General features: G+C 69.7%; 23 protein-coding genes. 13 read left to right on the forward strand and 10 right to left on the reverse strand.

Translation table 11 applies throughout. The annotated features are described in order from the left end of the window. Positions 1–18 precede the first annotated feature (18 nt). Positions 19–1,446 (reverse strand): glutamate decarboxylase, encoded by a 1,428-nt coding sequence (locus tag ACWGIH_RS22230; RefSeq protein ID WP_453444667.1) that lies wholly within the window; start codon positions 1,444–1,446, stop codon positions 19–21. A 157-nt stretch (positions 1,447–1,603) separates the two neighbouring features. Here ACWGIH_RS22230 and ACWGIH_RS22235 point away from each other — a divergent pair, with 157 nt between their 5' ends. Beyond that, complete coding sequence (locus ACWGIH_RS22235) at positions 1,604–2,359, forward strand: MerR family transcriptional regulator (RefSeq protein ID WP_453444756.1); 756 nt, start codon at positions 1,604–1,606, stop codon at positions 2,357–2,359. A 270-nt stretch (positions 2,360–2,629) separates the two neighbouring features. Continuing rightward, positions 2,630–3,322 carry a DedA family protein gene (locus tag ACWGIH_RS22240; protein WP_399397147.1) on the forward strand — a complete coding sequence of 231 codons (693 nt, stop codon included), beginning with the start codon at positions 2,630–2,632 and terminating at the stop codon, positions 3,320–3,322. Positions 3,323–3,350: 28 nt separating this feature from the next. Here ACWGIH_RS22240 and ACWGIH_RS22245 read toward each other — a convergent pair whose 3' ends face one another. Together ACWGIH_RS22245 and ACWGIH_RS22250 are read right to left on the reverse strand one after the other, a co-directional pair. Further along, positions 3,351–5,024, reverse strand: a complete 1,674-nt coding sequence (locus tag ACWGIH_RS22245; RefSeq protein WP_453444668.1) for a threonine/serine ThrE exporter family protein — start codon at positions 5,022–5,024, stop codon at positions 3,351–3,353. Positions 5,025–5,164: 140 nt separating this feature from the next. Further along, on the reverse strand, positions 5,165–5,653 hold the full coding sequence (locus ACWGIH_RS22250; RefSeq protein ID WP_135330561.1) for an inorganic diphosphatase: 489 nt from the start codon (positions 5,651–5,653) through the stop codon (positions 5,165–5,167). Positions 5,654–5,738: 85 nt separating this feature from the next. Between ACWGIH_RS22250 and dacB the strand changes: the two genes are divergently transcribed. The 6 genes from dacB (at position 5,739) to folE (ending at position 13,477) form a co-directional block, all read left to right on the forward strand. After that, positions 5,739–7,319 carry a D-alanyl-D-alanine carboxypeptidase/D-alanyl-D-alanine endopeptidase gene (dacB, locus tag ACWGIH_RS22255; RefSeq protein ID WP_453444669.1) on the forward strand — a complete coding sequence of 527 codons (1,581 nt, stop codon included), beginning with the start codon at positions 5,739–5,741 and terminating at the stop codon, positions 7,317–7,319. 97 nt (positions 7,320–7,416) lie between these two features. After that, entirely contained in the window at positions 7,417–8,535 is a 1,119-nt protein-coding gene (locus tag ACWGIH_RS22260) for a zinc-dependent metalloprotease (RefSeq protein ID WP_453444671.1), read from the forward strand. A gap of 236 nt (positions 8,536–8,771) precedes the next feature. Then, complete coding sequence (tilS, locus tag ACWGIH_RS22265) at positions 8,772–9,896, forward strand: tRNA lysidine(34) synthetase TilS (RefSeq protein ID WP_453444672.1); 1,125 nt, start codon at positions 8,772–8,774, stop codon at positions 9,894–9,896. 51 nt (positions 9,897–9,947) lie between these two features. Then, complete coding sequence (hpt, locus tag ACWGIH_RS22270; RefSeq protein WP_135330538.1) at positions 9,948–10,508, forward strand: hypoxanthine phosphoribosyltransferase; 561 nt, start codon at positions 9,948–9,950, stop codon at positions 10,506–10,508. Positions 10,509–10,712: 204 nt separating this feature from the next. Continuing rightward, positions 10,713–12,737 (forward strand): ATP-dependent zinc metalloprotease FtsH, encoded by a 2,025-nt coding sequence (ftsH, locus tag ACWGIH_RS22275; protein WP_453444673.1) that lies wholly within the window; start codon positions 10,713–10,715, stop codon positions 12,735–12,737. 134 nt (positions 12,738–12,871) lie between these two features. After that, the gene (folE, locus tag ACWGIH_RS22280; protein ID WP_363310308.1) at positions 12,872–13,477 is read left to right on the forward strand and encodes a GTP cyclohydrolase I FolE; all 606 of its coding nucleotides are present in this window, start codon (positions 12,872–12,874) and stop codon (positions 13,475–13,477) included. A 39-nt stretch (positions 13,478–13,516) separates the two neighbouring features. Here the strand turns inward: folE and ACWGIH_RS22285 are convergent, their stop codons facing one another. The 6 genes from ACWGIH_RS22285 to ACWGIH_RS22310 all read right to left on the reverse strand — a co-directional run bounded on the left by ACWGIH_RS22285 (position 13,517) and on the right by ACWGIH_RS22310 (position 18,474). Further along, positions 13,517–14,002 carry a DUF3180 domain-containing protein gene (locus tag ACWGIH_RS22285; protein ID WP_453444674.1) on the reverse strand — a complete coding sequence of 162 codons (486 nt, stop codon included), beginning with the start codon at positions 14,000–14,002 and terminating at the stop codon, positions 13,517–13,519. A gap of 84 nt (positions 14,003–14,086) precedes the next feature. After that, the gene (folK, locus tag ACWGIH_RS22290) at positions 14,087–14,698 is read right to left on the reverse strand and encodes a 2-amino-4-hydroxy-6-hydroxymethyldihydropteridine diphosphokinase (protein ID WP_453444675.1); all 612 of its coding nucleotides are present in this window, start codon (positions 14,696–14,698) and stop codon (positions 14,087–14,089) included. Next, on the reverse strand, positions 14,695–15,054 hold the full coding sequence (gene folB / locus ACWGIH_RS22295; protein WP_160506392.1) for a dihydroneopterin aldolase: 360 nt from the start codon (positions 15,052–15,054) through the stop codon (positions 14,695–14,697). The genes folK and folB overlap by 4 nt, the downstream gene beginning before the upstream one ends. Before the next feature lie 133 nt (positions 15,055–15,187). Continuing rightward, the gene (locus tag ACWGIH_RS22300; RefSeq protein WP_453444677.1) at positions 15,188–15,715 is read right to left on the reverse strand and encodes a nuclear transport factor 2 family protein; all 528 of its coding nucleotides are present in this window, start codon (positions 15,713–15,715) and stop codon (positions 15,188–15,190) included. Then, the gene (gene folP / locus ACWGIH_RS22305; protein WP_453444678.1) at positions 15,712–16,584 is read right to left on the reverse strand and encodes a dihydropteroate synthase; all 873 of its coding nucleotides are present in this window, start codon (positions 16,582–16,584) and stop codon (positions 15,712–15,714) included. Before folP ends, ACWGIH_RS22300 begins: the two co-directional genes overlap by 4 nt. A 30-nt stretch (positions 16,585–16,614) precedes the next feature. Next, positions 16,615–18,474: a phosphatidylglycerol lysyltransferase domain-containing protein gene (locus ACWGIH_RS22310; protein ID WP_453444680.1), complete on the reverse strand. Its 1,860-nt coding sequence runs from the start codon at positions 18,472–18,474 to the stop codon at positions 16,615–16,617. Between the two features lie 187 nt (positions 18,475–18,661). Here ACWGIH_RS22310 and ACWGIH_RS22315 point away from each other — a divergent pair, with 187 nt between their 5' ends. Beyond that, positions 18,662–19,780, forward strand: coding sequence for an alpha/beta hydrolase (locus tag ACWGIH_RS22315; RefSeq protein ID WP_453444682.1), 1,119 nt, complete (start codon positions 18,662–18,664; stop codon positions 19,778–19,780). A gap of 24 nt (positions 19,781–19,804) precedes the next feature. On the opposite strand, the gene ACWGIH_RS22320 is transcribed toward ACWGIH_RS22315, so the two are convergent. Beyond that, positions 19,805–20,962, reverse strand: a complete 1,158-nt coding sequence (locus ACWGIH_RS22320) for an ABC transporter ATP-binding protein (protein WP_453444683.1) — start codon at positions 20,960–20,962, stop codon at positions 19,805–19,807. A 132-nt stretch (positions 20,963–21,094) separates the two neighbouring features. Here ACWGIH_RS22320 and ACWGIH_RS22325 point away from each other — a divergent pair, with 132 nt between their 5' ends. From ACWGIH_RS22325 to ACWGIH_RS22340, 4 genes are all read left to right on the forward strand, one after another. Continuing rightward, positions 21,095–21,823, forward strand: a complete 729-nt coding sequence (locus ACWGIH_RS22325; protein ID WP_363210601.1) for an ABC transporter permease — start codon at positions 21,095–21,097, stop codon at positions 21,821–21,823. Continuing rightward, the gene (locus ACWGIH_RS22330; RefSeq protein ID WP_453444684.1) at positions 21,820–22,500 is read left to right on the forward strand and encodes an ABC transporter permease; all 681 of its coding nucleotides are present in this window, start codon (positions 21,820–21,822) and stop codon (positions 22,498–22,500) included. The genes ACWGIH_RS22325 and ACWGIH_RS22330 overlap by 4 nt, the downstream gene beginning before the upstream one ends. Positions 22,501–22,558: 58 nt before the next feature. Further along, the gene (locus ACWGIH_RS22335) at positions 22,559–23,533 is read left to right on the forward strand and encodes an ABC transporter substrate-binding protein (protein WP_453444686.1); all 975 of its coding nucleotides are present in this window, start codon (positions 22,559–22,561) and stop codon (positions 23,531–23,533) included. A 153-nt stretch (positions 23,534–23,686) separates the two neighbouring features. Beyond that, positions 23,687–24,688, forward strand: coding sequence for a hypothetical protein (locus tag ACWGIH_RS22340; RefSeq protein WP_453444687.1), 1,002 nt, complete (start codon positions 23,687–23,689; stop codon positions 24,686–24,688). Positions 24,689–24,744 lie beyond the last annotated feature (56 nt).

Genomic DNA, 24,744 nt, shown 5'->3' on the forward strand with positions numbered 1-24,744 from the left:
GGACGCGGTGCGCGGCTTCTAGTGGTGGAAGCCCGTCGCCGCGTCCCTGTCCTGGGTCAAGGGGTGCGGCTGCCGCCGCAGTTCGGGCACCAGGCTGCTCAGATCCTCCAGGAAGAGCTCCGCGAGGTCGGCCGTGAAGCCGTTGCGGCAGACCACGCGCAGGACCGCCAGATCCTCGCGGTGGGCCGGGAAGGTGTACGCGGGGACCAGCCAGCCGCGCTCGCGGAGCCGCCGGGACACGTCGAAGACGTCGTACGCCTGCACGTCGTCCCGCGTCGTGAAGGCGAACACCGGCAGCTGGTCCCCGCGCGTGATCAGCCGGAAGTCGCCGAGGGCCTCGATGCGGTCCGCGAGGCCGCGGGCGACGTCCCTGGCCGCCTGCTGGACCGCGCGGTAGCCCTCGCGGCCCAGCCGCAGGAACGTGTAGTACTGCGCGACGACCTGCGCGCCCGGCCGGGAGAAGTTCAGCGCGAACGTCGGCATGTCACCGCCGAGGTAGTTCACCCGGAAGACCAGCTCCTCCGGAAGCGCGTCCGCGTCCCGCCACAGCGCCCAGCCGACGCCCGGATAGACAAGACCGTACTTGTGACCCGACGTGTTGATCGAGGCCACCCTCGGCAGCCGGAAGTCCCACTCCAGGTCCTCGTCGAGGAACGGCGCCACCATCGCGCCCGACGCCCCGTCGACGTGCACGGGGATGTCGAGGCCAGTGCGCTCCTGGAGGTCGTCGAGAGCCGCGCAGAGCTCGGCCACCGGCTCGTACGACCCGTCGAAGGTGGAGCCGAGCACGGCCACGACGCCGATCGTGTTCTCGTCGCAGAGCTCGGCGGCGGCCACCGGGTCGAGGTGGTACCGGTCGCCCTCCATGGGGACCTGGCGCGCCTCGACCTCCCAGAAGTTGCAGAACTTGTCCCAGCAGACCTGGACGTTGACGCCCATGACCAGGTTCGGGCGCGCGGTGGGGGAGGGGTAGCGGTCGCTGTTCCGCTTGTCCTTGGCCCAGCGGCGTTTGAGCGCCATCCCGGCCAGCATGCACGCCTCGCTGGACCCGGTCGTCGAGCAGCCGACGGCACCGGCGGGGTCCGGCGCGTGCCACAGGTCGGCGAGCATGGCCACGCAGCGCCGCTCCAGCTCGGCGGTGTGCGGGTACTCGTCCTTGTCGATCATGTTCTTGTCCCGGCACTCCGCCATGAGGACGCCGGCCTGCGGCTCCATCCACGTCGTGACGAAGGTCGCGAGGTTGAGCCGTGAGTTGCCGTCGAGCATCAGCTCGTCGTGCACCAGCTGGTACGCCGTCGTGGGAGGCAGCGGCCCGTCGGGGAGGCGGTGCTTGGGCGGGGCCTCGGTCATGCCGCTGACCGGGTTCGCCTCTCCGTAGAAGGGGTTCACCGCGAGGGTGCGCCCCTTGGAGTCGCCGTTCGGGTCCTCGCTGCGGTGGAGCGGCATGGGCGGTCTCCTCGTGGGCGTGAGGTTGTCTGGCGTGCCTTTCGCGTCCCTTCTGGCGAGGATATGGGCGGCTGCCGGGGTCTGCACTTGCACCTCACGTGACGTGAGGATCCAGGCTGAGGCGTGTACCGAGAGAGGGGCGCAAGCCATGAGCCACGTGAGCTATTCCGTGGGACAGGTCGCCGGTTTCGCCGGAGTGACGGTGCGCACGCTGCACCACTACGACGAGATCGGCCTGCTCGCACCCGGCGAGCGCAGCCACGCAGGCCACCGGCGCTACAACGACGCCGACATGGACCGGCTGCAGCAGATCCTGTTCTACCGGGAGCTCGGCTTCCCCCTCGATGAGGTGGCGGCCCTTCTGGACGACCCGGAAACGGACCTGCGCGGCCACCTGCGCCGCCGGCACGAGCTGCTGACCGCCCGGATCAGCAGGCTCCAGGAGATGGCCGCCGCCGTCGAGCACGCCATGGAGGCGAAGAAGATGGGCATCAACCTCACCCCCGAGGAGAAGTTCGAGGTCTTCGGGGGCGACCCCGACCAGTACGCGGAGGAGGTCGAGCGCCGCTGGGGCGACACCGACGCGTACAAGGAGTCGCAGCGCAAGGCGGCCTCCTACACCAAGGAGGACTGGCAGCGGATCAACGACTCGTTCAACGCGGTGCACGCGCGCATGGCCGACCTGCTCGCGCGGGGCCTGCCCGCGGACTCCGTGGAGGCGATGGACGCGGCGGAGGAGCACCGCGTCCTCATCACGCGCTTCCACTACGCCTGCACGCACGAGTTCCACACCTGCCTCGGCGAGATGTACGTGGCGGACGAGCGGTTCACGGCCACCTATGAGGCGATCCGGCCCGGGCTCGCCGTCTATATGCGGGACGCGATCCTGGCGAACGCGGCGCGCAACGGCTGAGGGCAACCGCCGGCAAGCGCCGGTAAGTGCCGGTAAGGGGCGTTCACCAATGGTGGACGCCCCTTACGGCCGGGAGCGCCCTGCGAGGCCGAAGACCTCACCGATAATCTGTTGTGCGTCTTCGATACCCACGGCACACAGCTTTGCCCCGGAACACGCACAGTGCACCCTGGGAAGAACGCTGGAACCTGGGCACGTCACCTCGCGTTGATAGCTTTGGGCGGCCATCCCCCCGCCGCATCGCCCTCTCACCCACAGGAGCCCCGAACCGTGACGACGCTTGCGCTCGGACCAAGCTGGCTGGATCCGGATTACCTCCTGAACACGTTCGGGGTCTGGGGTCTGCTCGCGATCGTCTTCGCCGAGTCGGGCCTGCTCATCGGCTTCTTCCTGCCGGGTGACTCGCTGCTGTTCACGACGGGTCTGCTGATCACGACGAAGCAGCTCGACTTCCCGCTCTGGCTCTGCATCGTCCTCATCTGCATCGCCGCGATCCTCGGCGACCAGGCGGGCTACCTCTTCGGCAAGAAGGTCGGCCCCGCGCTCTTCAACCGCCCGGACTCCAAGCTGTTCAAGCAGGAGAACGTGGTCAAGGCGCACGAGTTCTTCGAGAAGTACGGCCCGAAGTCGCTGGTCCTGGCCCGCTTCGTGCCCATCGTGCGGACGTTCACGCCGATCATCGCCGGCGTCAGCGGCATGCGGTACCGCTCGTTCATCACGTTCAACATCATCGGCGGCATCCTCTGGGGTGCCGGTGTCACGATGCTCGGCGCCTGGCTCGGCAAGATCGACTTCGTGCACAAGAACATCGAGGCGATCCTCATCCTGATCGTCCTGATCTCGGTGGTGCCGATCGCGATCGAGTTCCTGCGGGCACGCAGCAAGTCCAAGAAGGCCGCGGCGGCCGAGGGCGAGGCCCCCGGGGCGGCCCCGGCGTCACGCGGCCGGCACGCCAAGCGCTAGCCGTCGGTACGGCCGTCCGGACCCGGGGTCAGAAGCCTCGGGTCCGCTTGGCCGCGCGGCGGTTCGCCGCGGTGGTGGCGCCCGGGATCTTGAGGATCATCCGCGAGACCTCGCTGCCCAGGTTCACGCCGATCGCGATGGCCAGTGCCGTCGCCGCCGCCTTGGTGAGCGAGTTGATGCCCGTGTTCATGTCGTTCTGCGCGAGCGCGAGCAGACCGAAGTACGTGGCGCTACCGGGCAGCAGCGGGCCGATGGCCGCGGTGACGTACGGCAGTGAAGAAGCGAAGCGGTAGCGCGAGAAGAGCTGGCCGAACAGGCCCACGAGCCCGGCCGCGACGGCCGTCGCGGCGACCGGCGAGAGCTCCAGCGAGGTCTGGGCGAGGGCGCCGAACATGACCCAGGCGATACCGCCGTTGAGGGTCACGATCAGCACGGTGTGACGTTCCTGCTGGAGCAGTATCGCGAAGGCCAGACTCAGCGCCATCGACGCCAGGATCTGGATCACCGGCCGCGAGTCGGTCGCCACGAACGCGGTCTCCGGCTGCAGGCTCGTCGCGTCCAGCATCACGCCGAGCGACAGCACGAGCAGGACGCCGACGACGATGCCCACGACGAGATAGCAGACCTCCAGGAGACGGGCGGCCGCGGTGATGTAGTAGCCGGTCAGACCGTCCTGTACGCCCGCCACCAGGGCTCTTCCGGGGATCAGCGCGAAGAGACCACCGGTGATCACAGCGGAGGCGTTGACCTCCTGGGAGTGCACGAGGCTGAGCGTGACGCCCATCGCCGCGGGCGGCATCGCGGCCCCCACGAACTGGTAGAACTCCGGAAGACCGCGGCCCGCGCACAGCCAGGCGAGCCGGTCGCCGAGCATCGCTCCGAACGCCGCGACCAGGAAGACCAGCGCGCCACCGCCGACGAGCACGGAGGCCGAACCCGCGAGCAGACCGCTGGCCGCCGTGAGCGCCCACCCGGGGTACGGGTGACGGTTACGCCGGATGGCCGCCAGACGGCGGTAGGCCTCTTCCAGGGTGATGTCGATGTCCGTGTCGCTGATGTCGTCCACCAGCTGGAAGACTGCCGCGAGACGGGTGTAGTCGGTGCCCCGGCGGCGCACCGTCCTGGAGGCGGTGACCGGGTCCTCCACCAGGGACGGCTGGTGCGAGATCGAGAGCAGCGTGAACGTGACGGTCGGCTCGCAGCGGTCGAGGCCGTAACTGCGGCAGACGGCGAACATGGCCGCTTCCACGTCCTCGGCGCCCTCGCCGCCCGCGAGGAGCAGCTCGCCGATACGCAGCGTCAGGTCGAGCACACGCGGCACCGCGGGACCGGTCTCGTCCTCGTGCTTCTGCGTGGCCTCCGGAGTGGGCCGTTCGGCGACCGGCATGCGCAGCATCGTGCGCATCTGGTCCTGCCAGGGCGTCTCCTTGGTGAGCTTCACCAGGGGTATGCCGTGCGGGGGCGTGAACGCGGGCGGCGCGTTGCGGGAGCTGTAGGTGTGCGGCGTGGTGAACGCCGACTTCTCCGTCTCCTGCGTCGTCGACGCGGGACTCGCAAGGCCGTTCGGGATCGCGAACTCGGACGTCGTCTGCGACTCGTCCTCGGGTGGCGGTGGCTGCTGCATCACGCCGGTGGGCTGAGTGAACGCACTCCGGGCCTCGTCCGACTGTGGCTTGCGGTCTTCGGCCTCCTGGTCAGCCACTTTCACTGCCTCGCTCCCACATACGTACCTTGTGCACCTCCAGTACGAACAGTATGCGCACAGATACGCGAACGGGCCGCGCGGTCTTCGTGAAGATCGTCTTCGCGAAGGCCACGCGGCCCGTCAGAGGCGGGCAGGGCTCAGTGACCCTGGGCCTCCGCACGCTTGTACGACTTCTCGATCTCGGCCTCGGCGTCCGCGCGGCCGACCCAGTCGGCGCCCTCGACGGACTTGCCGGGCTCCAGGTCCTTGTAGACCTCGAAGAAGTGCTGGATCTCCAGGCGGTCGAACTCGGAGACGTGGTGGATGTCGCGCAGGTGCTCCACGCGGGGGTCCGACGCCGGGACGCAGAGCAGCTTGTCGTCGCCGCCGGCCTCGTCGGTCATCCGGAACATGCCGATCGCGCGGCACTTGATGAGGCAGCCCGGGAAGGTCGGCTCGTCCAGGATGACGAGGGCGTCCAGCGGGTCACCGTCCTCGCCGAGGGTGTTCTCGACGAAGCCGTAGTCCGCGGGGTAGCTGGTCGACGTGAAGAGGCGACGGTCCAAGCGGATCCGGCCGGTCTCGTGGTCCACCTCGTACTTGTTCCGCGAACCCTTCGGAATCTCGATGGTGACGTCGAACTCCACGGGTGGCTCCTCCATGATCAGCACATACTTCGGGTGGTTAAGTGTCCCTCACGCAGATGTGTGATCGCGAAAGGGGCTGGTCGTCGTGCCCGAGCTCAAGCCTTGGCAGCAGACCCGGCAGCAGGTCGGGAAGCTGTTCGAGCAGCTTCCCAAGCCGTCGGCTCCCAAGATCTCCGCCGCTCTCAAGAATCCTGCGAAGCGCAAGACCTTGCAGCTCACGGCGGGTGCGGCCACTGTCGGACTCGCGATCGCGGCTGGTGCCGTGGCCGCGGCAGGGCCCTGGGACTCCTCCGGTCAGCGTACGGCCGAGCGGGACTGGGCGGCTGCTCAGGAGGCCGGGGGTGGCACAGATCACGGCGGTCGTACGTCCGGACGGGCCCCTGCGGCCGCCCCGAGCGCTCCGTCCGTGCTCAAGGGCCTCGGCGTGCCCGCGGGCTCCGCGCACGGCGGCTCCGCGCCCGCTCCGGACGGCAAGGCGGTGGCGGGGGTCCTCGATCCGCTCCTGAAGGCCAAGGCGCTGGGCCCCGAACGCTCGGCGGTCGTGATCGACGCGGGCACCGGGCGGCGGGTCTACGGCAAGGGCGGCGGCGAGGCACTGACGCCCGCGTCCACCACCAAGATCGCTACGGCGGTCGCGGCGCTGACGGCGGCGGGCGCGGACCACCGCATCACCACGAAGACGGTCATCGAGCCGGATTCCAAGGAGGTCGTCCTCGTCGGAGGCGGCGACCCCACGCTCACCGCACGCAAGGACGGCCCCTTCTCGGAAAGCGCCGCCAGCCTGCGCGAGCTGGCCGAGGACACCGCCCGCGCCCTGAAGAAGCGCGGCACCGACAAGGTGACCCTGACGTACGACACCTCGCTCTACAGCGGGGAGCAGCAGCACCCCATCGGCCCGAACGAGAACCTCACCCTGGTCAGCGCCCTGATGGCCGACGAGGGCCGCCTCGACGACTCGTCGAGCGGCCCCGCCCCGCGCTCGGGCGACCCGGCGGGCGACGCGGCGAAGAAGTTCGCCGGCCTCCTGGAGAAGGAGGGCATCGAGACCGGCATCGGCGGAAAGGACAAGAAGGACCCCGGCCCGTCCAAGGCGGGCGACCGGGCCGAGTCCCTGGCCGAGGTCGAGTCCCCGCCCCTGTCGGCACTCGTCGAACGGATGCTGACGCACAGCGACAACGACATCGCGGAGGCGCTGGCCCGCCAGACGGCGCTCGCCTCGAAGGAGCCGGCGAGCTTCGACGGCGCGGGCAGGGCGATCGACGCGCAGCTCAAGAAGGCGCAGCTGCCGCTCGACGGCACGAAGTTCGCCGACGGCAGCGGCCTGGACCGAGCCGACCGCAGCTCGGCCGAACTGCTCGCCGCGCTGTTGGCCCGCGCCGCCGACCCCGCCCACCCCGAACTGCGCTCCGTGGTGACGGGCCTGCCGGTGGCGGGCTTCACGGGCACTCTGGTGGACCGCTATCCCAAGGACTCCCCGGGCACCGGCGTCGTCCGCGCCAAGACCGGCACCCTGACGGGCGTGAACACCCTGGCGGGCACGGTCGTCGACACGGAGGGCCGCCTCCTGGTCTTCGCCTTCATGACGACGGGCACGACGGACCCCAAGGCGGCCCAGTCGGCACTGGACGACATGGCGTCGGCGGTGGCGAAGTGCGGTTGCCGCTGACCCTCGCCCCGCCTCGTTGACCCCTACGGGCGCGGAGTGGGGCAATCTCGGGGTTCAACCCCCTCCGCGGGCGGAGCCGACCACGTACCGTTGACGCATGACGAGCATCGGTGGTGCGGAGATGGTCGACTGGAATCTCGCGGTGGCGACCGCGACCCGGCTCGTGCGGCCGGGTCCAGAAGTGAGCCGGGACGAGGCGCGGGCCATCGTCGCCGAGCTCCGAAAGCATGCGAAGTCCTCGGAGGAGCACGTCCGGGCCTTCACCCGGATGGGCACGGAGGACATTCACGACACCCCGGTGCTCGTCGTCGACCGCGCCGGATGGATCAAGGCGAACGTCGCCGGTTTCCGGGAGATCCTCAAGCCCCTCCTGGACAAGATGCAGGACCGCCGCTCCGGCGGCCCGGGCGCCGTGCTCGGCGCGGTCGGCGGCAAGGTCACCGGCGTGGAGCTGGGCATGCTGCTCTCCTTCCTCGCCTCCCGGGTCCTCGGGCAGTACGAGACCTTCGCCCCGGCCACCCGCGACCTCCCCGCGGGGGAACACGGCGGCGGCAGGCTCCTCCTCGTGGCCCCGAACATCGTGCACGTCGAGCGCGAACTCGACGTGAACCCCCATGACTTCAGGCTGTGGGTGTGCCTGCACGAGGAGACGCACCGCACACAGTTCTCCGCCGTTCCCTGGCTGCGCGACCACCTCGAGGGCGAGATCCAGTCGTTCCTCTCGGAGACCGAGGTCGACCCGATGACGGTCCTGGAGCGCATCAGGGAAGCGGCCCAGTCCCTCGCGGGCGGCCGGCCCGAGGGCGAGGAGGACGACGGGGGCCGCTCCATCGTGGAGCTGGTCCAGACCCCCGCCCAGCGCGAGATCCTCGCCCGGCTCACGGCGGTCATGTCGCTCTTGGAGGGCCACGCGGACTTCGTGATGGACGGCGTCGGGCCCGACGTGGTGCCCTCCGTCGGCGAGATCCGGGACAAATTCCAGCAGCGCAGGGCACGCGGGGCGAGCCGCCTTGACCAGGCCCTGCGCAAGCTCCTCGGTCTCGACGCGAAATTGCGCCAATACCGGGACGGCGAGCGTTTCGTGCGCGCGGTCGTCGGCGAGGTCGGAATGGACGGCTTCAACCGGGTCTGGACTTCGCCGAACACGCTGCCCACCAAGTCGGAGATCGCCAAACCGGCGGACTGGGTCGCGCGGGTGCACCGTAAGGGAGAGTGAGGGCAGGAGGGGAGCGAGTTGCGGCCGATGGCAGGGGAACGCCCCTGCAATCACCCGTCCGAGGGACCGTGAGCCATGGGTAGGCGTGCAATGCTCGGGGAACGGCTCGGCTCTGTCACCATCGACACACTCTGAGTGACTAACCTCTGGGATCTGTCTGAGGCCCGATCTCCCCGAGTGTGGTCCTGAGTGACAGGTCCGAGGCTCACCCCCGAACTTCATGAAGGGAACCGGACATGGGTCCCCATCCTGCGGTCGCGGCGATACGCCTGGCGGTCCGCCGCGTACTCCACGACGTACTGACCGACGTACAGCGCACCGACGTACAGCGCACCGACACCCAGCGCCGCGACCAGAGGCGCCCTGACGCACAGCGCACCCCCGAGCTCATCCCTCCACGCACCGCTCACCCCCACCCTCCACGCGAGCAGGCCGCGTCGCCACTCGTGCTTGTCGCCTGCTCCGGCGGTGCCGACTCCATGGCGCTCGCCTCCGCCCTCGCCTTCGAGGCCCCCAAACTCGGCATCCGCGCCGGCGGCGTCACCGTCGACCACGGACTGCAGGACGGGTCCGATCTGCGCGCCGCCGAAGTCGTCTCGCGGCTCACCGCCCTCGGCCTCGACCCGATCGAGTCCGTCGCCGTCGACGTCGGCCGGGACGGCGGCCCCGAGGCCGCGGCCCGCGACGCGAGGTACGGCGCGCTCGACGCCGTCGCCGAGCGGCACGGCGCCGCCGCGATCCTGCTCGGCCACACCCGCGACGACCAGGCGGAGACGGTCCTGCTCGGTCTCGCCCGCGGCTCCGGCATCCGTTCCCTGTCCGGGATGGCCGCCGTGTCGGGCGGCCCGGGGGCCGACCGCCGCTACCGCCGCCCCTTCCTGCACATCGACCGGCAGACCGCCCGCAAGGCCTGCATGGTCCAGTCGCTGCCCGTCTGGGACGACCCGCACAACACCGACCCCGCCTACACGCGCTCGCGGCTGCGGCACGAGGGCCTGCCCGCCCTGGAGAAGGCCCTCGGCAAGGGCGTCGTGGAAGCACTCGCCCGTACGGCCCAGTTGTCCCGGGATGACGCCGACGCCTTGGACCACTGGGCCGCACAGGCGGAAGCTTCCGTGCGCGACGCCGCGGGACTCCTGGAGTGCGCCAAGCTCTACGCCCTGCCGCCCGCCGTGCGCCGTCGCATCGTCCGCCGTGCCGCCATCGAGGCGGGCGCCCCGGCCGGTGCGCTGTTCGCCCGGCACCTCGAAGAGGTCGACCGGCTGATCACGGGCTGGCGCGGCCAGGGAGCCATCAATCTCCCGGGCAAAGTCGTCGCCCAGCGCCAGGGTGGCAGACTGGTGATCCGGCAAGGCTGTTGACCGAGGGGCCTTTGGGTCCCGCACAGCCGGTGTGACGGACGACCGAAAGTGATGCGGGTGGACGCGAAAGACATGGGCACCGACCTTCAGTCGGTGCTCATCACCAAGGAAGAGATCGACGCGAAGCTGGCAGAGCTGGCCGCGAAGATCGACGCGGAGTACGCGGGCAAGGACCTGCTGATCGTCGGTGTGCTCAAGGGCGCGGTGATGGTCATGGCGGACCTGGCGCGTGCGCTGTCCACCCCGCTCACCATGGACTGGATGGCCGTGTCGTCGTACGGCGCGGGCACCCAGTCCTCCGGTGTCGTGCGGATCCTCAAGGACCTGGACACCGACATCAAGGGCAAGCACGTCCTGATCGTCGAGGACATCATCGACTCCGGTCTGACGCTGTCCTGGCTGCTCTCCAACCTCGGCTCGCGCGAGCCCGCGTCGCTGAAGGTGTGCACGCTGCTTCGCAAGCCCGAGGCGGCCAAGGTCGCCATCGACGTGGAATGGGTCGGCTTCGACATCCCGAACGAGTTCGTCATCGGGTACGGCCTGGACTACGCGGAGAAGTACCGCAATCTGCCGTTCGTCGGCACCCTCGCACCGCACGTCTACGGCGGCTGATCACCGGGCCTCCCGGCCCTCTCCCGGCCAACTCGTCGGAGGCGGCCGGGAACCCTCACCCGTTTCCCCGCGTTGAAGCATGCGAAGACGGGTTTGTCAGCCGTCCCGTGCGGCTTCGGGTGACAATGCTGGGGTACCGTCCGAAGAACAGTCTTTATCAAACTCACTATGGCAGGAGGGACGGGGCGTCTTCGCTCCGTATGGATGGACGTGAAGCGATACTTCCGTGGGCCAGTCATGTGGATCGTGCTGGCCGTCCTTGCCGTGGTCGTGTTGATGCAGGTCGTCGGTTCGTCCGGCGGCTACAAGACGGTGGACACCGGCCAGGTTGTGCAGGCGATCAACGACGACAAGGTCGAGTCAGCCAAGCTCACGACCGGTGACGAGCGGACCATCAAGGTCGAGCTCAAGGACGGCCAGAAGGTCAAGGACAGCAGCAAGATCCAGGCGAGCTACATCGGCGACCAGGGTGTCGCCATCGCCAACACCTTGCAGGAGAAGTTCGAGGACAAGAAGATTCCGGATGGCTACACCGTCTCGGAGTCGAAGCAGAACCCGTTCGTCGGCATCCTGCTCTCCCTGCTCCCCTTCGTACTCATCGTCGTCGTCTTCCTGTTCCTGATGAATCAGATGCAGGGCGGCGGCTCCCGGGTCATGCAGTTCGGGAAGTCCAAGGCCAAGCTGATCACCAAGGACACCCCGAAGACGACGTTCTCCGACGTCGCAGGCTCGGACGAGGCCGTCGAGGAACTCCACGAGATCAAGGAGTTCCTCCAGGAGCCTGCGAAGTTCCAGGCCGTCGGAGCCAAGATCCCCAAGGGCGTGCTCCTGTACGGGCCGCCCGGTACGGGCAAGACGCTCCTCGCGCGCGCTGTCGCGGGTGAGGCCGGCGTCCCCTTCTACTCGATCTCCGGTTCCGACTTCGTCGAGATGTTCGTCGGTGTCGGTGCGTCGCGTGTGCGTGACCTCTTCGAGCAGGCCAAGGCGAACGCCCCGGCGATCGTCTTCGTCGACGAGATCGACGCCGTCGGCCGGCACCGCGGTGCCGGTATGGGCGGCGGTCACGACGAGCGCGAGCAGACGCTGAACCAGCTGCTCGTCGAGATGGACGGCTTCGACGTGAAGGGCGGCGTCATCCTGATCGCCGCCACGAACCGCCCCGACATCCTCGACCCGGCACTCCTGCGCCCCGGCCGTTTCGACCGTCAGATCGCGGTCGACCGCCCGGACATGCAGGGCCGTCTGGAGATCCTCAAGGTTCACCAGAAGGGCAAGCCGGTCGCCCCGGACGTCGACCTGGGCGCGGTGTCCCGGCGTACGCCGGGCTTCACCGGTGCCGACCTGTCGAACGTGCTGAACGAAGCGGCGCTCCTCACGGCGCGCGGCGACAAGAAGCTGATCGACAACCACGCACTGGACGAGGCGATCGACCGCGTCGTGGCGGGTCCGCAGAAGCGGACGCGGATCATGTCCGACAAGGAGAAGAAGATCACCGCGTACCACGAGGGCGGACACGCCCTGGTCGCGGCGGCGTCTCCGAACTCGGACCCGGTCCACAAGATCACGATCCTGTCGCGCGGCCGGGCCCTGGGTTACACCATGGTCCTGCCCGAAGAGGACAAGTACTCGACCACGCGCAACGAAATGCTCGACCAGCTCGCGTACATGCTGGGCGGGCGCGCGGCCGAGGAGCTCGTCTTCCACGACCCGACGACGGGCGCGGCGAACGACATCGAGAAGGCCACCGCGACCGCACGGGCCATGGTCACGCAGTACGGCATGACCGAGCGGCTCGGCGCGATCAAGTTCGGTGGCGACAACACCGAGCCGTTCCTGGGCCGCGAGATGGGTCACCCGCGCGACTACTCGGAAGAGGTCGCGGCGCTGGTCGACGAAGAGGTCAAGAAGCTCATCGAGACCGCGCACAACGAAGCCTGGGAGATCCTCGTCGAGAACCGCGACGTTCTCGACAACCTGGTTCTGCAGCTCCTCGAGAAGGAGACGCTCAACAAGGAGCAGATCGCCGAGGTCTTCGCGGGCATCGTGAAGCGTCCGGCACGCCCGGCGTGGACCGGTTCCTCGCGGCGTACGCCCTCGACCCGTCCGCCGGTGCTCTCCCCCCGGGAGCTGTCACTGACGAACGGCGCGAACGGCGCCACGCCCGCGGTGACCGCCGGCCCGACGGAGACGCCGATCGACGTGACCAAGGAGGATCGCCCCGAAGGCTGATCCCCCCGGTCGCCTCAACAGGCCCGGAATGGAAGCTGCGCCCCCCTGGTTCTAGCCTGGGGGGCGCAGTTTTTTTCGTACGCGGTAGCGCTTTCGTACGCAGTGACGCATGAAACGCAAGGAACGAGGCACAGATGACCGACCCCGTGACGCTGGACGGCGAGGGCACGATCGGCGTTTTCGACGAGAAGCGGGCCGAGAACGCCGTGCGTGAGCTGCTGATCGCGGTCGGGGAGGACCCGGACCGCGAGGGCCTGAGGGAGACCCCGGGTCGCGTGGCACGCGCGTACAGGGAGATATTCGGCGGTCTGTGGCTCAAGGCCGAGGACGTCCTGACGACGACGTTCGACCTCGGCCACGACGAGATGGTCCTGGTGAAGGACATCGAGGTGCAGAGCTCATGTGAGCATCACCTGGTGCCCTTCCACGGTGTCGCGCACGTCGGCTACATCCCGTCCTCCGACGGCAAGATCACCGGACTGTCGAAGCTCGCCCGCCTCGTGGACGTGTACGCACGCCGTCCGCAGGTGCAGGAGCGGCTGACCACGCAGGTCGCCGACTCGCTGATGGAGATCCTGGAGCCGCGCGGCGTCATCGTGGTCGTCGAGTGCGAGCACATGTGCATGACCATGCGCGGGGTGCGCAAGCCCGGCGCGAAGACGATCACTTCGGCGGTGCGCGGGCAGCTGCGCGACCCCGCGACGCGCAACGAGGCGATGAGCCTGATCATGGCGCGCTGACGAGGCGCGTCAACGAGGCGCGACAGACGAGGCGCGGGATCAGGCGGCCGCGGCCGTTCCGCCGGTCTCGTCGTCGTCCTCCGGGAGCCTGCAGACGCGCTCCAGGAAGAAGGCGGCCGCTATGACCGCGATGCCGGCCACCAGGGAGAGCCCGGCGTAGATCGCCTGGTCGCGGCGGGCCGGGACGTCCAGGTACTCCAGGAGGAAGGCGCCCGTGCCGCCGTACATCCCGGCGACCAGGGCGGCCACCAGGGCGCTCGCCTGGCCGAAGACGACCGCGCGGGCGGCCATCATCGGATCGACGCCCTTGGCTCCGGGGCGTCGCTCGCGCTGTGCGCGCAGCCGGGCGCGCAGGGAGAGGGCCGTGGCAAGGAGCACAACGGCGATCACCGCGAGCACGATGGGCGCGGCCAGCGGGACCCGCGGGAGGGTGCCCACGGAGTCCCACAGCCGGGCGCCCGCCCAGGACAGCACGCCGGCCACCAGGAAGAGGCCGATCAGTGTCCTGATGCGCAGCTGCTTCACGGATGACCCTTCATCGTCGTACGGACCGCTTCTTGTCGAGCTTCTTGTCGATCTCGATCGTGCGGGTCCGATAGACCCTAACGATTACTCGGGCAGGCGGAGTTCCAGGTCGACACGGGGCGTGACGCCTTCGCGGGTGACCTTGGCGAGCAGGTCGGCCACCTCGCCGCGTCCCGCCAGCCGGGCCTCGGGCTCCACGTCGTGCCAGGGGGCCAGGACGAAGGCACGTTCGTGCGCGCGCGGGTGGGGCAGCGTGAGGTCGGGGTCGTCCGATACGACGTCCGCGTACGCCACGATGTCGACGTCGATCGTGCGGGCGGCCCAGCGCTCGTCCCGTACGCGGTGGAAGGCCTCCTCGATGGCGTGCGCCCGCTCCAGGAGCGAGGAGGGCGGCAGGGTCGTCTTCACCACGACGACCGCGTTGAAGTACGACGGCTGGGTGCCGGGATCGACGCCCCAGGGCTCCGTCTCGTACACCGGGGAGACGGCCTTGACGCGCAGGCCCGGGGTGTCCTCCAGGGCGTCGACGGCGCCCTGCAGTGTCTCCAGGCGGTTGCCGAGGTTGCTGCCGAGGGAGATCACGGCGCGTTTGGGGTTGGAGAGGGTGGTGTCGGCGGCGTCGACCTGCTCCACGACGGCGGTGGGCACCGGCTGGACGGTCGGGTCGCTCTGCCCTTGCGTGGAAAACGCGGTCATACTCGGCTCCGGGTGATGGTGACGGTCACGTCGTCGAAGGGGACGGTGATCGGGGCGTCCGGTTTGTGGACGCACACCTCGACCTCCAGGACCCCTTCGTGCTTCAGACACGTCTGTGCAATGCGCTCGGCGAGGGTCTCGATGAGGTCCACCGGGTCGCCTTCGACGGCGGCCACGACCTCCTCGGCCACGACGCCGTAGTGCACGGTCTTCGCCAGGTCGTCGTCGGCGGCGGCCGCACGGGTGTCCAGGCCAAGAACCAGGTCCACGATGAAGGTCTGGCCCTCTTCGCGTTCCCGCGGAAAGACACCGTGGTGTCCACGGGCCTTGAGGCCGCGCAGCGCGACACGATCCACGCGAATCACTCCTGCAATCGTCGTTATCGGCAGGCCTGCACCGAGTGCGGTCGGAACACCGGCCTCGATCGAATCTACCTGCGCGCACTGACAGCCCTCGTCCGCGGGGGCTCCCGGAATCGCCCCTACCCACTCAAGAGGGTGTGTCCTCGCCCTCTTCGTCGTCGGTTTCGGCGAGTACGGGTGAGGCGTGGTGCGACCAGAGCTTCCAGCCGTCGACTGTGCGGCGGAACACATTGGTGGCGACGACGAGCTGGCCGACGAGCGGACCGAGTTCGCCGCCCGCCTCGGGGGGCGGGCCGCCACTGAGGATGTTCTCCGTGCAGGTCACCAGGGCGGTGTCACCGGCCACAGCGACGTGCACGTCGGTCAGGAAGAACTGGATGTACTCGGTGTTCGCCATGATCAGCGCGTACGACCTGAGGACCTCGCCGCGGCCGGTGAGCACCGGCCAGCCGGGGTGGACGCAGGAGATCGCGGCTTCGGCGCCGTCCTGTGCGATGTCCTCGTCGTCCCTGGCGTCGGGGTCGTGCGCCTCGGGGGCCGCGTCCGCGTCCAGCCAGAGGTCGGAGAGCTCGTCGAAGTCGCCGCGCTCCAGTGCTTCGTAGAAGGCCGTGTTGGCCAGCTCGACCTGTTCGACGTCGGTCCTGGCCCCGGTCACCGAGGACCGCCCGCCGCGCTGGTCACGGCGTGTGCGACACGGACGGCGTCGGCGGTGGCCCGCACCTCGTGCACACGGACCGCCCACGCGCCCTGGTGGGCGGCGATGGCGGAGACCGCGGCGGTGGCCGCGTCGCGCTCGCGGGCGGGCGGCGGGGCGCCCTCGGGGCCGGCGAGGACGCGGCCGAGGAAGCGCTTGCGGGAGGCGGCGACCAGGATCGGGTGGCCGAGTTCGCGCAGGCGGTCGATGCGGGCCAGGAGCGCCAGGTCGTGCTCCGCGTTCTTGGAGAAGCCGAGGCCCGGGTCGACGACGATGCGCTCGGGGGCGATGCCGCCCTCGATGGCGGCCGCCACGCGCGCGTGGAGCTCGTCGACGACTTCGGAGACCACGTCCTCGTACACGGGCGTGGCATGGATGTCGGCGAGGAAACCGCGCCAGTGCATCACCACGAACGGCGCGCCCGCGGCGGCGACCGCGGGGACCATGCGCTCGTCGGCGAGACCACCGCTGACGTCGTTGACCAGGACGGCGCCCGCGGCCAGGGCCTGCTCGGCGACGGTGGCGCGCATGGTGTCCACGGAGACCGTCACACCTTCCGCCGCCAGGCCCCGCACGACGGGGACCACACGCCGCAGCTCCTCGTCCTCGTCCACGCGCGTGGCGCCGGGACGGGTGGACTCACCGCCCACGTCGACCAGGTCGGCGCCCTGGGCGACCAGGTCGATGCCGTGCTTGACGGCGGCCGTGGTGTCGAACCAGCGGCCCCCGTCGGAGAAGGAGTCGGGGGTCACGTTCACGACCCCCATGACCGCACAGCGGCCCCACTGGGGCAGCCCCTCGACCGTTCCCCGCCCGCGCAACGTACTCATGCCTCCAGCCTAGGCCCGAGCGGGCGGGCACTACGCCGCCCGGACCTCACGCTCTGCGGTCCGGTGCGGGCAGGGGCGGCGCTGTGTGCCCGGCCGGCGCAGGACGCGGGGCATCGCGAGGGTCACGAAGCCCTCGGCCTGCATGGCCGCGAAGCCGATGCGGGGGAGGTCCTTGGAGGAGCGGTAGACGACGAAGCGGGGCTCCCAGCGGGGGCGGAACTTCGCGTTGAACTTGTACAGGGACTCGATCTGGAACCAGCGGGAGAGGAAGACGAGCAGGCCCCTCCAGGCGCGCAGTACGGGCCCCGCGCCGATCTTCTCCCCGCGGGCGAGGGCCGCGCGGAACATCGCGAAGTTGAGCGAGACGCGGGCGATGCCGAGCTTCGGGGCGGCCTGCAGGGCGGCCACGATGAGCAGCTCGTTCATGCCGGGGTCGGCGGAGCGGTCGCGGCGCATGAGGTCCAGGGAGACGCCGTCCTTGCCCCAGGGGACGAAGTGGAGGACGGCCTTGAGGTCTCCGTAGGGGCCCGGTTCGTCGTCGGCCTTGTGGGCGGTGGCGATCAGACAGTCGCCGTCGTCCGGGTCGCCGATGCGGCCGAGCGCCATGGAGAAGCCGCGTTCGGTGTCGGTGCCGCGCCAGTCGTCGGCCGCGCGCTGTATCCGCTCCAGTTCCCGCTCCCCGAGGTCACGCACGCGCCGTACGCGCGTCTCGTAGCCATTGCGCTCGATCCGCTTGACCATCTGGCGTACGTTGCGCATCGCACGCCCGGCCAGGGAGAAATCCACCACGTCGACCACCGCCTCGTCGCCCAGTTCGAGGGCGTCGAGGCCGGTCTCGCGGGTCCAGACCTCGCCGCCGGTCTCGGAGCAGCCCATCACGGCGGGCGTCCAGGAGTGGGCCTTGGCCTCGTCCATGAAGCGTTCGATGGCGCCGGGCCAGGCCTCCACGTCACCGATGGGGTCGCCGCTCGCGAGCATCACCCCGGAGACGACGCGGTAGGTGACCGCGGCCTTGCCGCTGGGGGAGAAGACGGCGCCCTTGTCGCGGCGGAGCGCGAAGTGGCCCAGGGAGTCGCGGGCGCCGTGCTTGTCGAGCAGGGTGCGCAGCTTGGCCTCGTCGTCCTCGGTGAGGCGCGCTGCGGGGTGCTCGGGGCGGAAGGCCAGGTAGATGGTGGTGATGGCGGTGAGCAGGCCCAGGGCGCCCAGCGAGCAGGCGACCGTCCAGGAGGTCCGTCCGTAGTAGTCGACGGGCCCCTCGAAGCCGAACAGGCCGTACAGGACGTGGGCGAGGCGGTCCGTGATGCTCGGGTCCCCGATGACCTTGCCCGGGTGGGCACTGACGATCACCAGGCCGAGGACGATGGAACCGGCCCCGAGGAGCACGAAGTTGGCCAGCGCGCGCCAGCGGCTGCGCGGGTCGGGCAGCGCGGCGAACTCCCCCCGGTGGCGAAGGAGCAGCGTCAGGAGGGCGAGCGAGATCAGTACGCCGATGACCGAGTGCCGGTAGGCGAACTGCGCGACGGCACCGGCCGGGAGCAGCACCACGGCGGCCCGCCACGCCCGCCGCTTGTGGCGGCGCAGGCCGTGCGCGAGAAGCAGCAGGAGGACGCCGGAGCTGAGCGCGAGCGCGGCGGCGAAGGGGCCGAGCGCGCCGGGCAGGACCTCGGCGATGGCGTGCATGCGGCTGTGCCGGAAGCGCGGGAAGACGCCGGCGGCTATGTTCAGCAGGCCCACGAGGGTGCAGGCGCGGGCGACGAGGGTCGGCACGGACTCGGGGCGGGGGCCGCGGAACAGCCGACTGAAACCGCTGTGGATGCCGTCACGGAGCCCGCCGGTACGGCGCCGTCCCTCGGGGCGGCTGCCCTCACTGTCCGGAACCCCACCCGACATTTCCGCATCTATCCTGACAGACATCGCATCCCGTGGTTCTGCGAGAGACCTTGATTCCGGCACCAAAACGGCATCCGGCGACATTGCGCCCTCTAGGACGGTCCTTCCGGGAGTCGGGTTCACTCCCGACCGGAAAACCGCCGGAAAAGAACTTCGGAACAGGCAGAAAGCGCAGGCAGAACGTTCCATGGGTCTGACGAGCAACAAGCTCCTCGTGTTGGCGGTTCTCCTCGCCGTCCTGCTGTTCATCGGCACGGTCTGGTTCTGGCCGCGCCTGGCCCGCCAGTCCTGGCGGACCGTCATCGGGCGCGTTGGGCTGCTCATCGCCACCCAGTTGGCGATCTTCGCCTCGGTCGGCCTCGCCGCCAACCAGGCGTTCGGCTTCTATGCCACGTGGGCGGACCTCTTCGGCCAGGAGACGAGCCCCGGTGTCGTCGTCGACCACGATCCCGCCAAGGGCGGCTCCCCCGTCGACGTGCGCGGCACCCGGACCGTGAACGTGCCCGGCGGCGGCAGGCCGTCGACCGGCGGCCAGATCCAGAAGGTGGTCGTCAGCGGGAAGGAGGCGGACATAGCGAGCCCCGCGTACGTCTACCTGCCGCCCGAGTACTTCCAGCCGCGGTACAAGAACCGCACGTTCCCGGTGTCCGTCGTGCTGACCGGCTACCCGGGCACCGCCGAGGCGCTGATCAAGGGCCTGCACTACCCGCAGACCGCCCATTCGCTGGCCAGGCGGGACAGGATGAAGCCGATGATCCTGGTCATGATGCGGCCCACGGTGGCGCCGCCTCGCGACACCGAGTGCGTGGACATCCCCGGTGGACCGCAGGCCGAGACGTTCTTCGCGAAGGACCTGCCGGGCGCCATCTCCGAGCACTACCGGGTGGGCCGTACCGCGGGCAGCTGGGGCGTCATCGGTGACTCCACGGGCGGCTACTGCGCCCTGAAGCTCGCCCTGCACCATCCCGACGTGTACGCCGCGGGGGCGGGCCTCTCCGCGTACTACAAGGCGCCCATCGACGTGACGACGGGCGATCTCTTCCACGGCGACAAGGAGTTGGAGGAGCGTGCCGACCTCATGTGGTACCTCGACCACATGCCGGCGCCCGAGACGTCCCTCCTTGTCACCACCAGCCGACAAGGAGAGGACAACTTCGCGGACACCGAGAAGTTCATCGGCAAGGTGAAGTCGCCCACCAGGGTCTCGTCCATCACGCTCGACAGCGGGGGGCACAACTTCAACACCTGGCGCCGGGAGATCCCCGCGACCCTGGAGTGGATCAGCGGGCGGCTGAACGGCAAGTAGCGCCTCAGGACTTGCCGAAGCGCCTCAGGACTTGCCGACAGCCGTGATGGTCTCCAACTCGACCTCCCCACGCGCGATGTCGCGCGCGTCGGCCGCCGTCGACCTGCGCAGCGCCTCGTGCAGCCGGGCCGGGGTGAGGACGCCCAGGAAGCGGCCCTCGCTGTCCTTGTCGATGACCGCGATCCAGCCCGCGTCGTGCTGGAGCATCGTGGCGAACGCCTGCTTGAGGGTGGCGCCCACCGGGAGCCATGCCTCCATGCGGCGGGCGTGATCGCGCACGGCGCCCTTGCCGCCGTGCGCGTGCTCGGCGGAGATCCAGCCGTGCAGATTGTTCTCGCCGTCCAGGACGACCGCCCACTGGGCGTCGAGCCGCGCGGGCAGCGGGTCGTCCAGGTGCACGACGGGAGGCTGCTCCAGGTCGCCCTCCTCGATGGGCGTCACGGAGAGACGCTTGAGGCCGCGGTCCGCGCCGACGAAGTCCGCCACGTACGCGTTGGCCGGTGCGCCCAGGATCGTCGAGGGCGTGTCGAACTGCTCGATGCGCCCATCTCCGTAGACGGCCATGCGATCGCCCAGGCGGACGGCCTCCTCGATGTCGTGCGTGACGAAGAGGACGGTCTTGCGGACGGCCTGCTGGAGGCGGAGGAACTCGTTCTGCAGGTGCTCGCGCACCACGGGGTCGACCGCGCCGAACGGCTCGTCCATCAGGAGCACCGGCGGATCGGCCGCCAGCGCGCGGGCCACACCGACCCGCTGGCGCTGTCCTCCGGAGAGCTGCTCGGGGTAGCGGTCGCCGAAGACGGCGGGGTCGAGGCCGACCAGGTCGAGGAGTTCGGCGGCACGCTCGCGGGCCTTGCCGCGCTTCACGCCGAGCAGGTGCGGGACGGTCGCCGTGTTCTCCAGGACCGTCTTGTGCGGAAAGAGGCCGACCTGCTGGATGACATAGCCGATACGGCGCCGGAGCTGCACCGGATCGGTGGTGGATATGTCGTCGCCGTCGACGAATATCCGGCCTTCGGACGGCTCGATGAGGCGGTTCACCATCTTCATCGTCGTCGTCTTGCCGCAGCCCGACGGGCCGACGAGCGTGACCAGTTCACCCTCGGCGACCTCGAAGGACAGGTCGTCGACGGCCGTGGTGCCGTCCTCGTACCGCTTGGTGACGTGCTCGAACCGGATCATGATTCCCCATTGTTGCGGGCGTTGTGTAAAGCCCATGTTGCGCCAGTACGACGAGTCTCGGCGATTGTCGGTGCTGCGCGTTAGGGTCGCCAGACGGCCTCAGGAAACGGGACTCGGGGGGAGTGGGGCGGGATGAGCGAAGAGAACTGTCTGGTGACGAACGACTGGATCTGCGGGGAGTACGTCCGCTCCCGCAGCCAGGAGCTGATCGACGCCACCGTGCAGCACGTGGGCATCACCGCCGCCTCGGTCGCCATCGGCGTCGCCGTCTCGCTGCCGCTCGCGCTGCTCGCCCGGCGCTGGCGCTTCCTGGCGGGGCCGATCCTCGGCGTGACGACCGTGCTCTACACCGTTCCGTCGCTCGCGATGTTCTCGCTGCTCCTGCCGTTCTTCGGTCTCTCGGCGTCGCTGGTCGTCACGGGCCTCGTGCTGTACTCCCTGACGATCCTGGTGCGGAACATCCTGGCGGGGCTCCAGGCCGTCCCGGACGAGGCCAGGGACGCGGCCAAGGGGATGGGGTACGGACCGCTGAGGCTGCTGTGGGAGGTGGAACTGCCGCTCGCGCTGCCCGCCCTGCTCGCCGGAGTCCGCATCACCACGGTCTCTACGGTGGCGCTGACGACGGTCGGCGCGATCGTCGACTACGGAGGCCTCGGATCGCTGATCCTCGACGGCCTCGACACGACCTTCAAGGCGCAGGTGCTCACCGCGTCCGCGCTCTGCGTGGTCCTCGCGGTCGTCGCCGACCTGCTCCTCCTCGCGCTCCAGCGGTGGCTGACGCCGTGGACCCGCGTCCATCGCATACGTACGAAGCGTCCCGCCCCGGCGGAACGCACGGCCAAGGTGGCTGAACCTGCATGAACGCGATAACCGGCGCGTACGACTGGCTGACCACGAGTGCCAACTGGCAGGGCGAGAAGGGGGTGTGGCACCGCCTCGCCGAGCACCTCTACTTCAGCGGCGTCTGCCTCGCCGTCGCGTGTCTGATCGCGCTGCCGATCGCCCTGTACCTCGGCCACATCGGCAAGGGCGGCGCCCTCGCGGTGAACATCTCGAACATCGGCCGCGCGGTGCCGACGCTCGCGGTGCTCGTGCTGCTCACGCTCACCCCGCTCGGCGAGCACGGGGACATACCGACGCTGATCGCGCTCGTCCTGTTCGCGGTGCCGCCGCTGCTCACCAACGCGTACATCGGGATGCGGGAGGTCGACCGGGCGGTGGTGGAGGCGGCCCGGGGGATGGGCATGAGTGGCCGCCAACTGTTCGTACGGGTCGAACTGCCCCTCGCGTACCCGCTGGTCATGACCGGCGTGCGGTCCGCGGGAGTGCAGGTCGTCGCCACGGCGACGCTGGCCGCGATGGCGGGCGAGGGGGGCCTCGGCCGGATCATCACCGCCGGGTTCAACCTGCAGAACACGCCCCAGGTGGTGGCGGGCGCGCTCCTTGTGGCGCTTCTCGCGCTCTTCGTGGAGGTGGTTCTCGTCGTGGCGGGGAAGGTGTTCAGTCCCATGCGAGGGCGGTCGGGGGTCGCGCGGTGATTCCCGAGATCCCCAAGTTTTCCAGTTTGCCCGGGTCTTTCGAAATGGTGGTTCACCCATGAACAGCACAACGCGTCGCGCACGACGGATGGCAGGGGCGGCCGTGGCCGTCGTGGCGCTGACCGCGGGGCTCACCGCGTGCGGCGGGGACAGCCTGGAGAAGGACGGCAAGGGCGAAGGGGACAAGGCGGGCGGCAAGGGCAAGGTCGTGGTCGGGTCGGCCCGTTTCACCGAGCAGAAGGTGCTCGCCGAGCTCTATGTGGGCGTCCTCGAGGACGCCGGGTACGACGCCGAGGTCAAGACCGTCCAGAACCGCGAGGTGTACGAACCCGAGCTCAAGAAGGGCTCGATCGATGTCGCTCCCGAATACGCGGCGACGCTCGCGGAGTTCCTCAACCTCGGCAAGAACGGCCCGAAGGCGAAGCCGGTCGCCTCGAATGACGTGGACGCCACGGTGGCCGCGCTGAAGAAGCTCGCGGAACCGCAAGGCCTGAAGGTCTTGCCCGTCGGCGGGGCGGTCGACCAGAACGCGTTCGCGGTGAGCAAGGAATACGCGAAGGAGCACAAGCTCAAGACGCTTTCGGATCTCGGTAAGTCCGGCGAGAAGGTCAAGATCGCCGCGAGCGACGAATGCGAGTCGCGTCCGTTCTGCGCTCCGGGACTCAAGAAGACGTACGGCATCGATGTCGCGGGAATCGACCCCAAGGGTGTCGGCACCACGCAGTCCAAGCAGGCCGTGAAGAACGGCACGGACCAGGTGGTGCTGACCACGACCACCGACGCGACGCTCGACAGCTTCGGACTTGTGGCCCTTGAGGACGACAAGAAGCTGCAGAACGCGGACAACATCCTTCCGGTTGTGAACGCGAAGGAAGCGGGTGGCAAGGAGATAGCCGACGCGCTCGGGAAGCTGACCAAGACCCTGACGACGGAAGATCTCGCGGAACTCGACCGGAAGGTCGATGTGGAGCGGCAGAAGGAAGCCGATGTCGCCAAGGAGTATCTGGAGTCGAAGGGATTGATCAAGAAGTAGAGCCGGCCGGACGGGGCATCCTCGAAGTAGCACGGCCGAAAGTGGAGTTGAGTGGCCGAAGAGGACCGTGAAGGGTGGGGAGTTAGCGCTGTGACGCTCTCATTTTGGCGGGCGGGGCACCATAGTTCGCCTACGCGCGGTAAGTTTCTGGCCATGCCACGTGGACGTCACCGCCATTCCCCACCCCTGCACAGGCTGCTTCCTCCCTCGACGGTCGCAGGTCTCTCCCTTGTCTGCGCCGGCGGCGCCTGGCTGTTCGCGGAACCCGTCGTGCTCCGCGGCCTCGCCGCGGCCGCGGCCGCGGCTGCCGTCGTGGGCTCGGTCGTCATGCGCCGCTGGGACCTGGCGGCCGGCAAGCAGGTCGCCGAGCTGGGCCGGGCCCGCAAGAGCGACGAGTGGCGTTACGAGGAACGCATAGCCGAGTGCGAGTCCGACCTCGACGAGTCCCGCGAGATCCGGGGCCGTCTGGAGACGAAGCTGCGCTCCAAGCGGGCCGAGCTCGCCGCCCTGCGCAACGAACACGCGGCGCTCCTGCGGCGGTACGCGACGGCGGAGACCGAGCGCGCGAGCGCCCTCGAGGGCCGTCGGCTGCTCGCCATCGAGGCGTCCACCCCGGCGCGGGCGTTGCCGCCGGCCCCCACGCGCGTGGAGCCCGCGGCCCGAGTCGAGGCGCCGGCTCCCGTCGTGCGCCCGGGGTCGATCGCGCCCCCGTCGCTGTACGACAGGGCGAACATGGCGCTCGACCGGCTGACTCCGAAGCCTTCCCCCGAGGGCGATGCCTCCCGGCAGCGCGCGGACGGGGACGAAGCGCGGGGGAAGTCCGGGGCGGCCGAGGGGTACGGCGGGCATGAGCGCGCGGTCGCCGTCGCGCCGCCCGCGCAGAGGCGACGCCAGACCGCCCAGGGCGGCTTCGACTTCTTCGGCACGAAGAGCGAGGCGGCCGCCGGCGCGCTGGAGTCCGTGCAGAACGTGGACCTCGCGGACGTCGTGGGCGAGGAGGCACTCGCCGTGCACAAGGCGGAGTCCGAGGCCGAGTTCAAGAACGCGCCGCAGGACGACGCCGCGCGGGGCGTGGGCCAGGTCATCGACCTGACGGCGCACGACGAGACCGAGCAGATCGACGTGGCGGAGCTGCGGACGGCGCTGCGGGCGTAGGCGGGCCCCTGGGCCTTGGTTGCCGTCATCACCGGCTCCGCCGAGTTCGTCCTCCA

The organism is Streptomyces sp. NPDC054872, assembly GCF_053610705.1.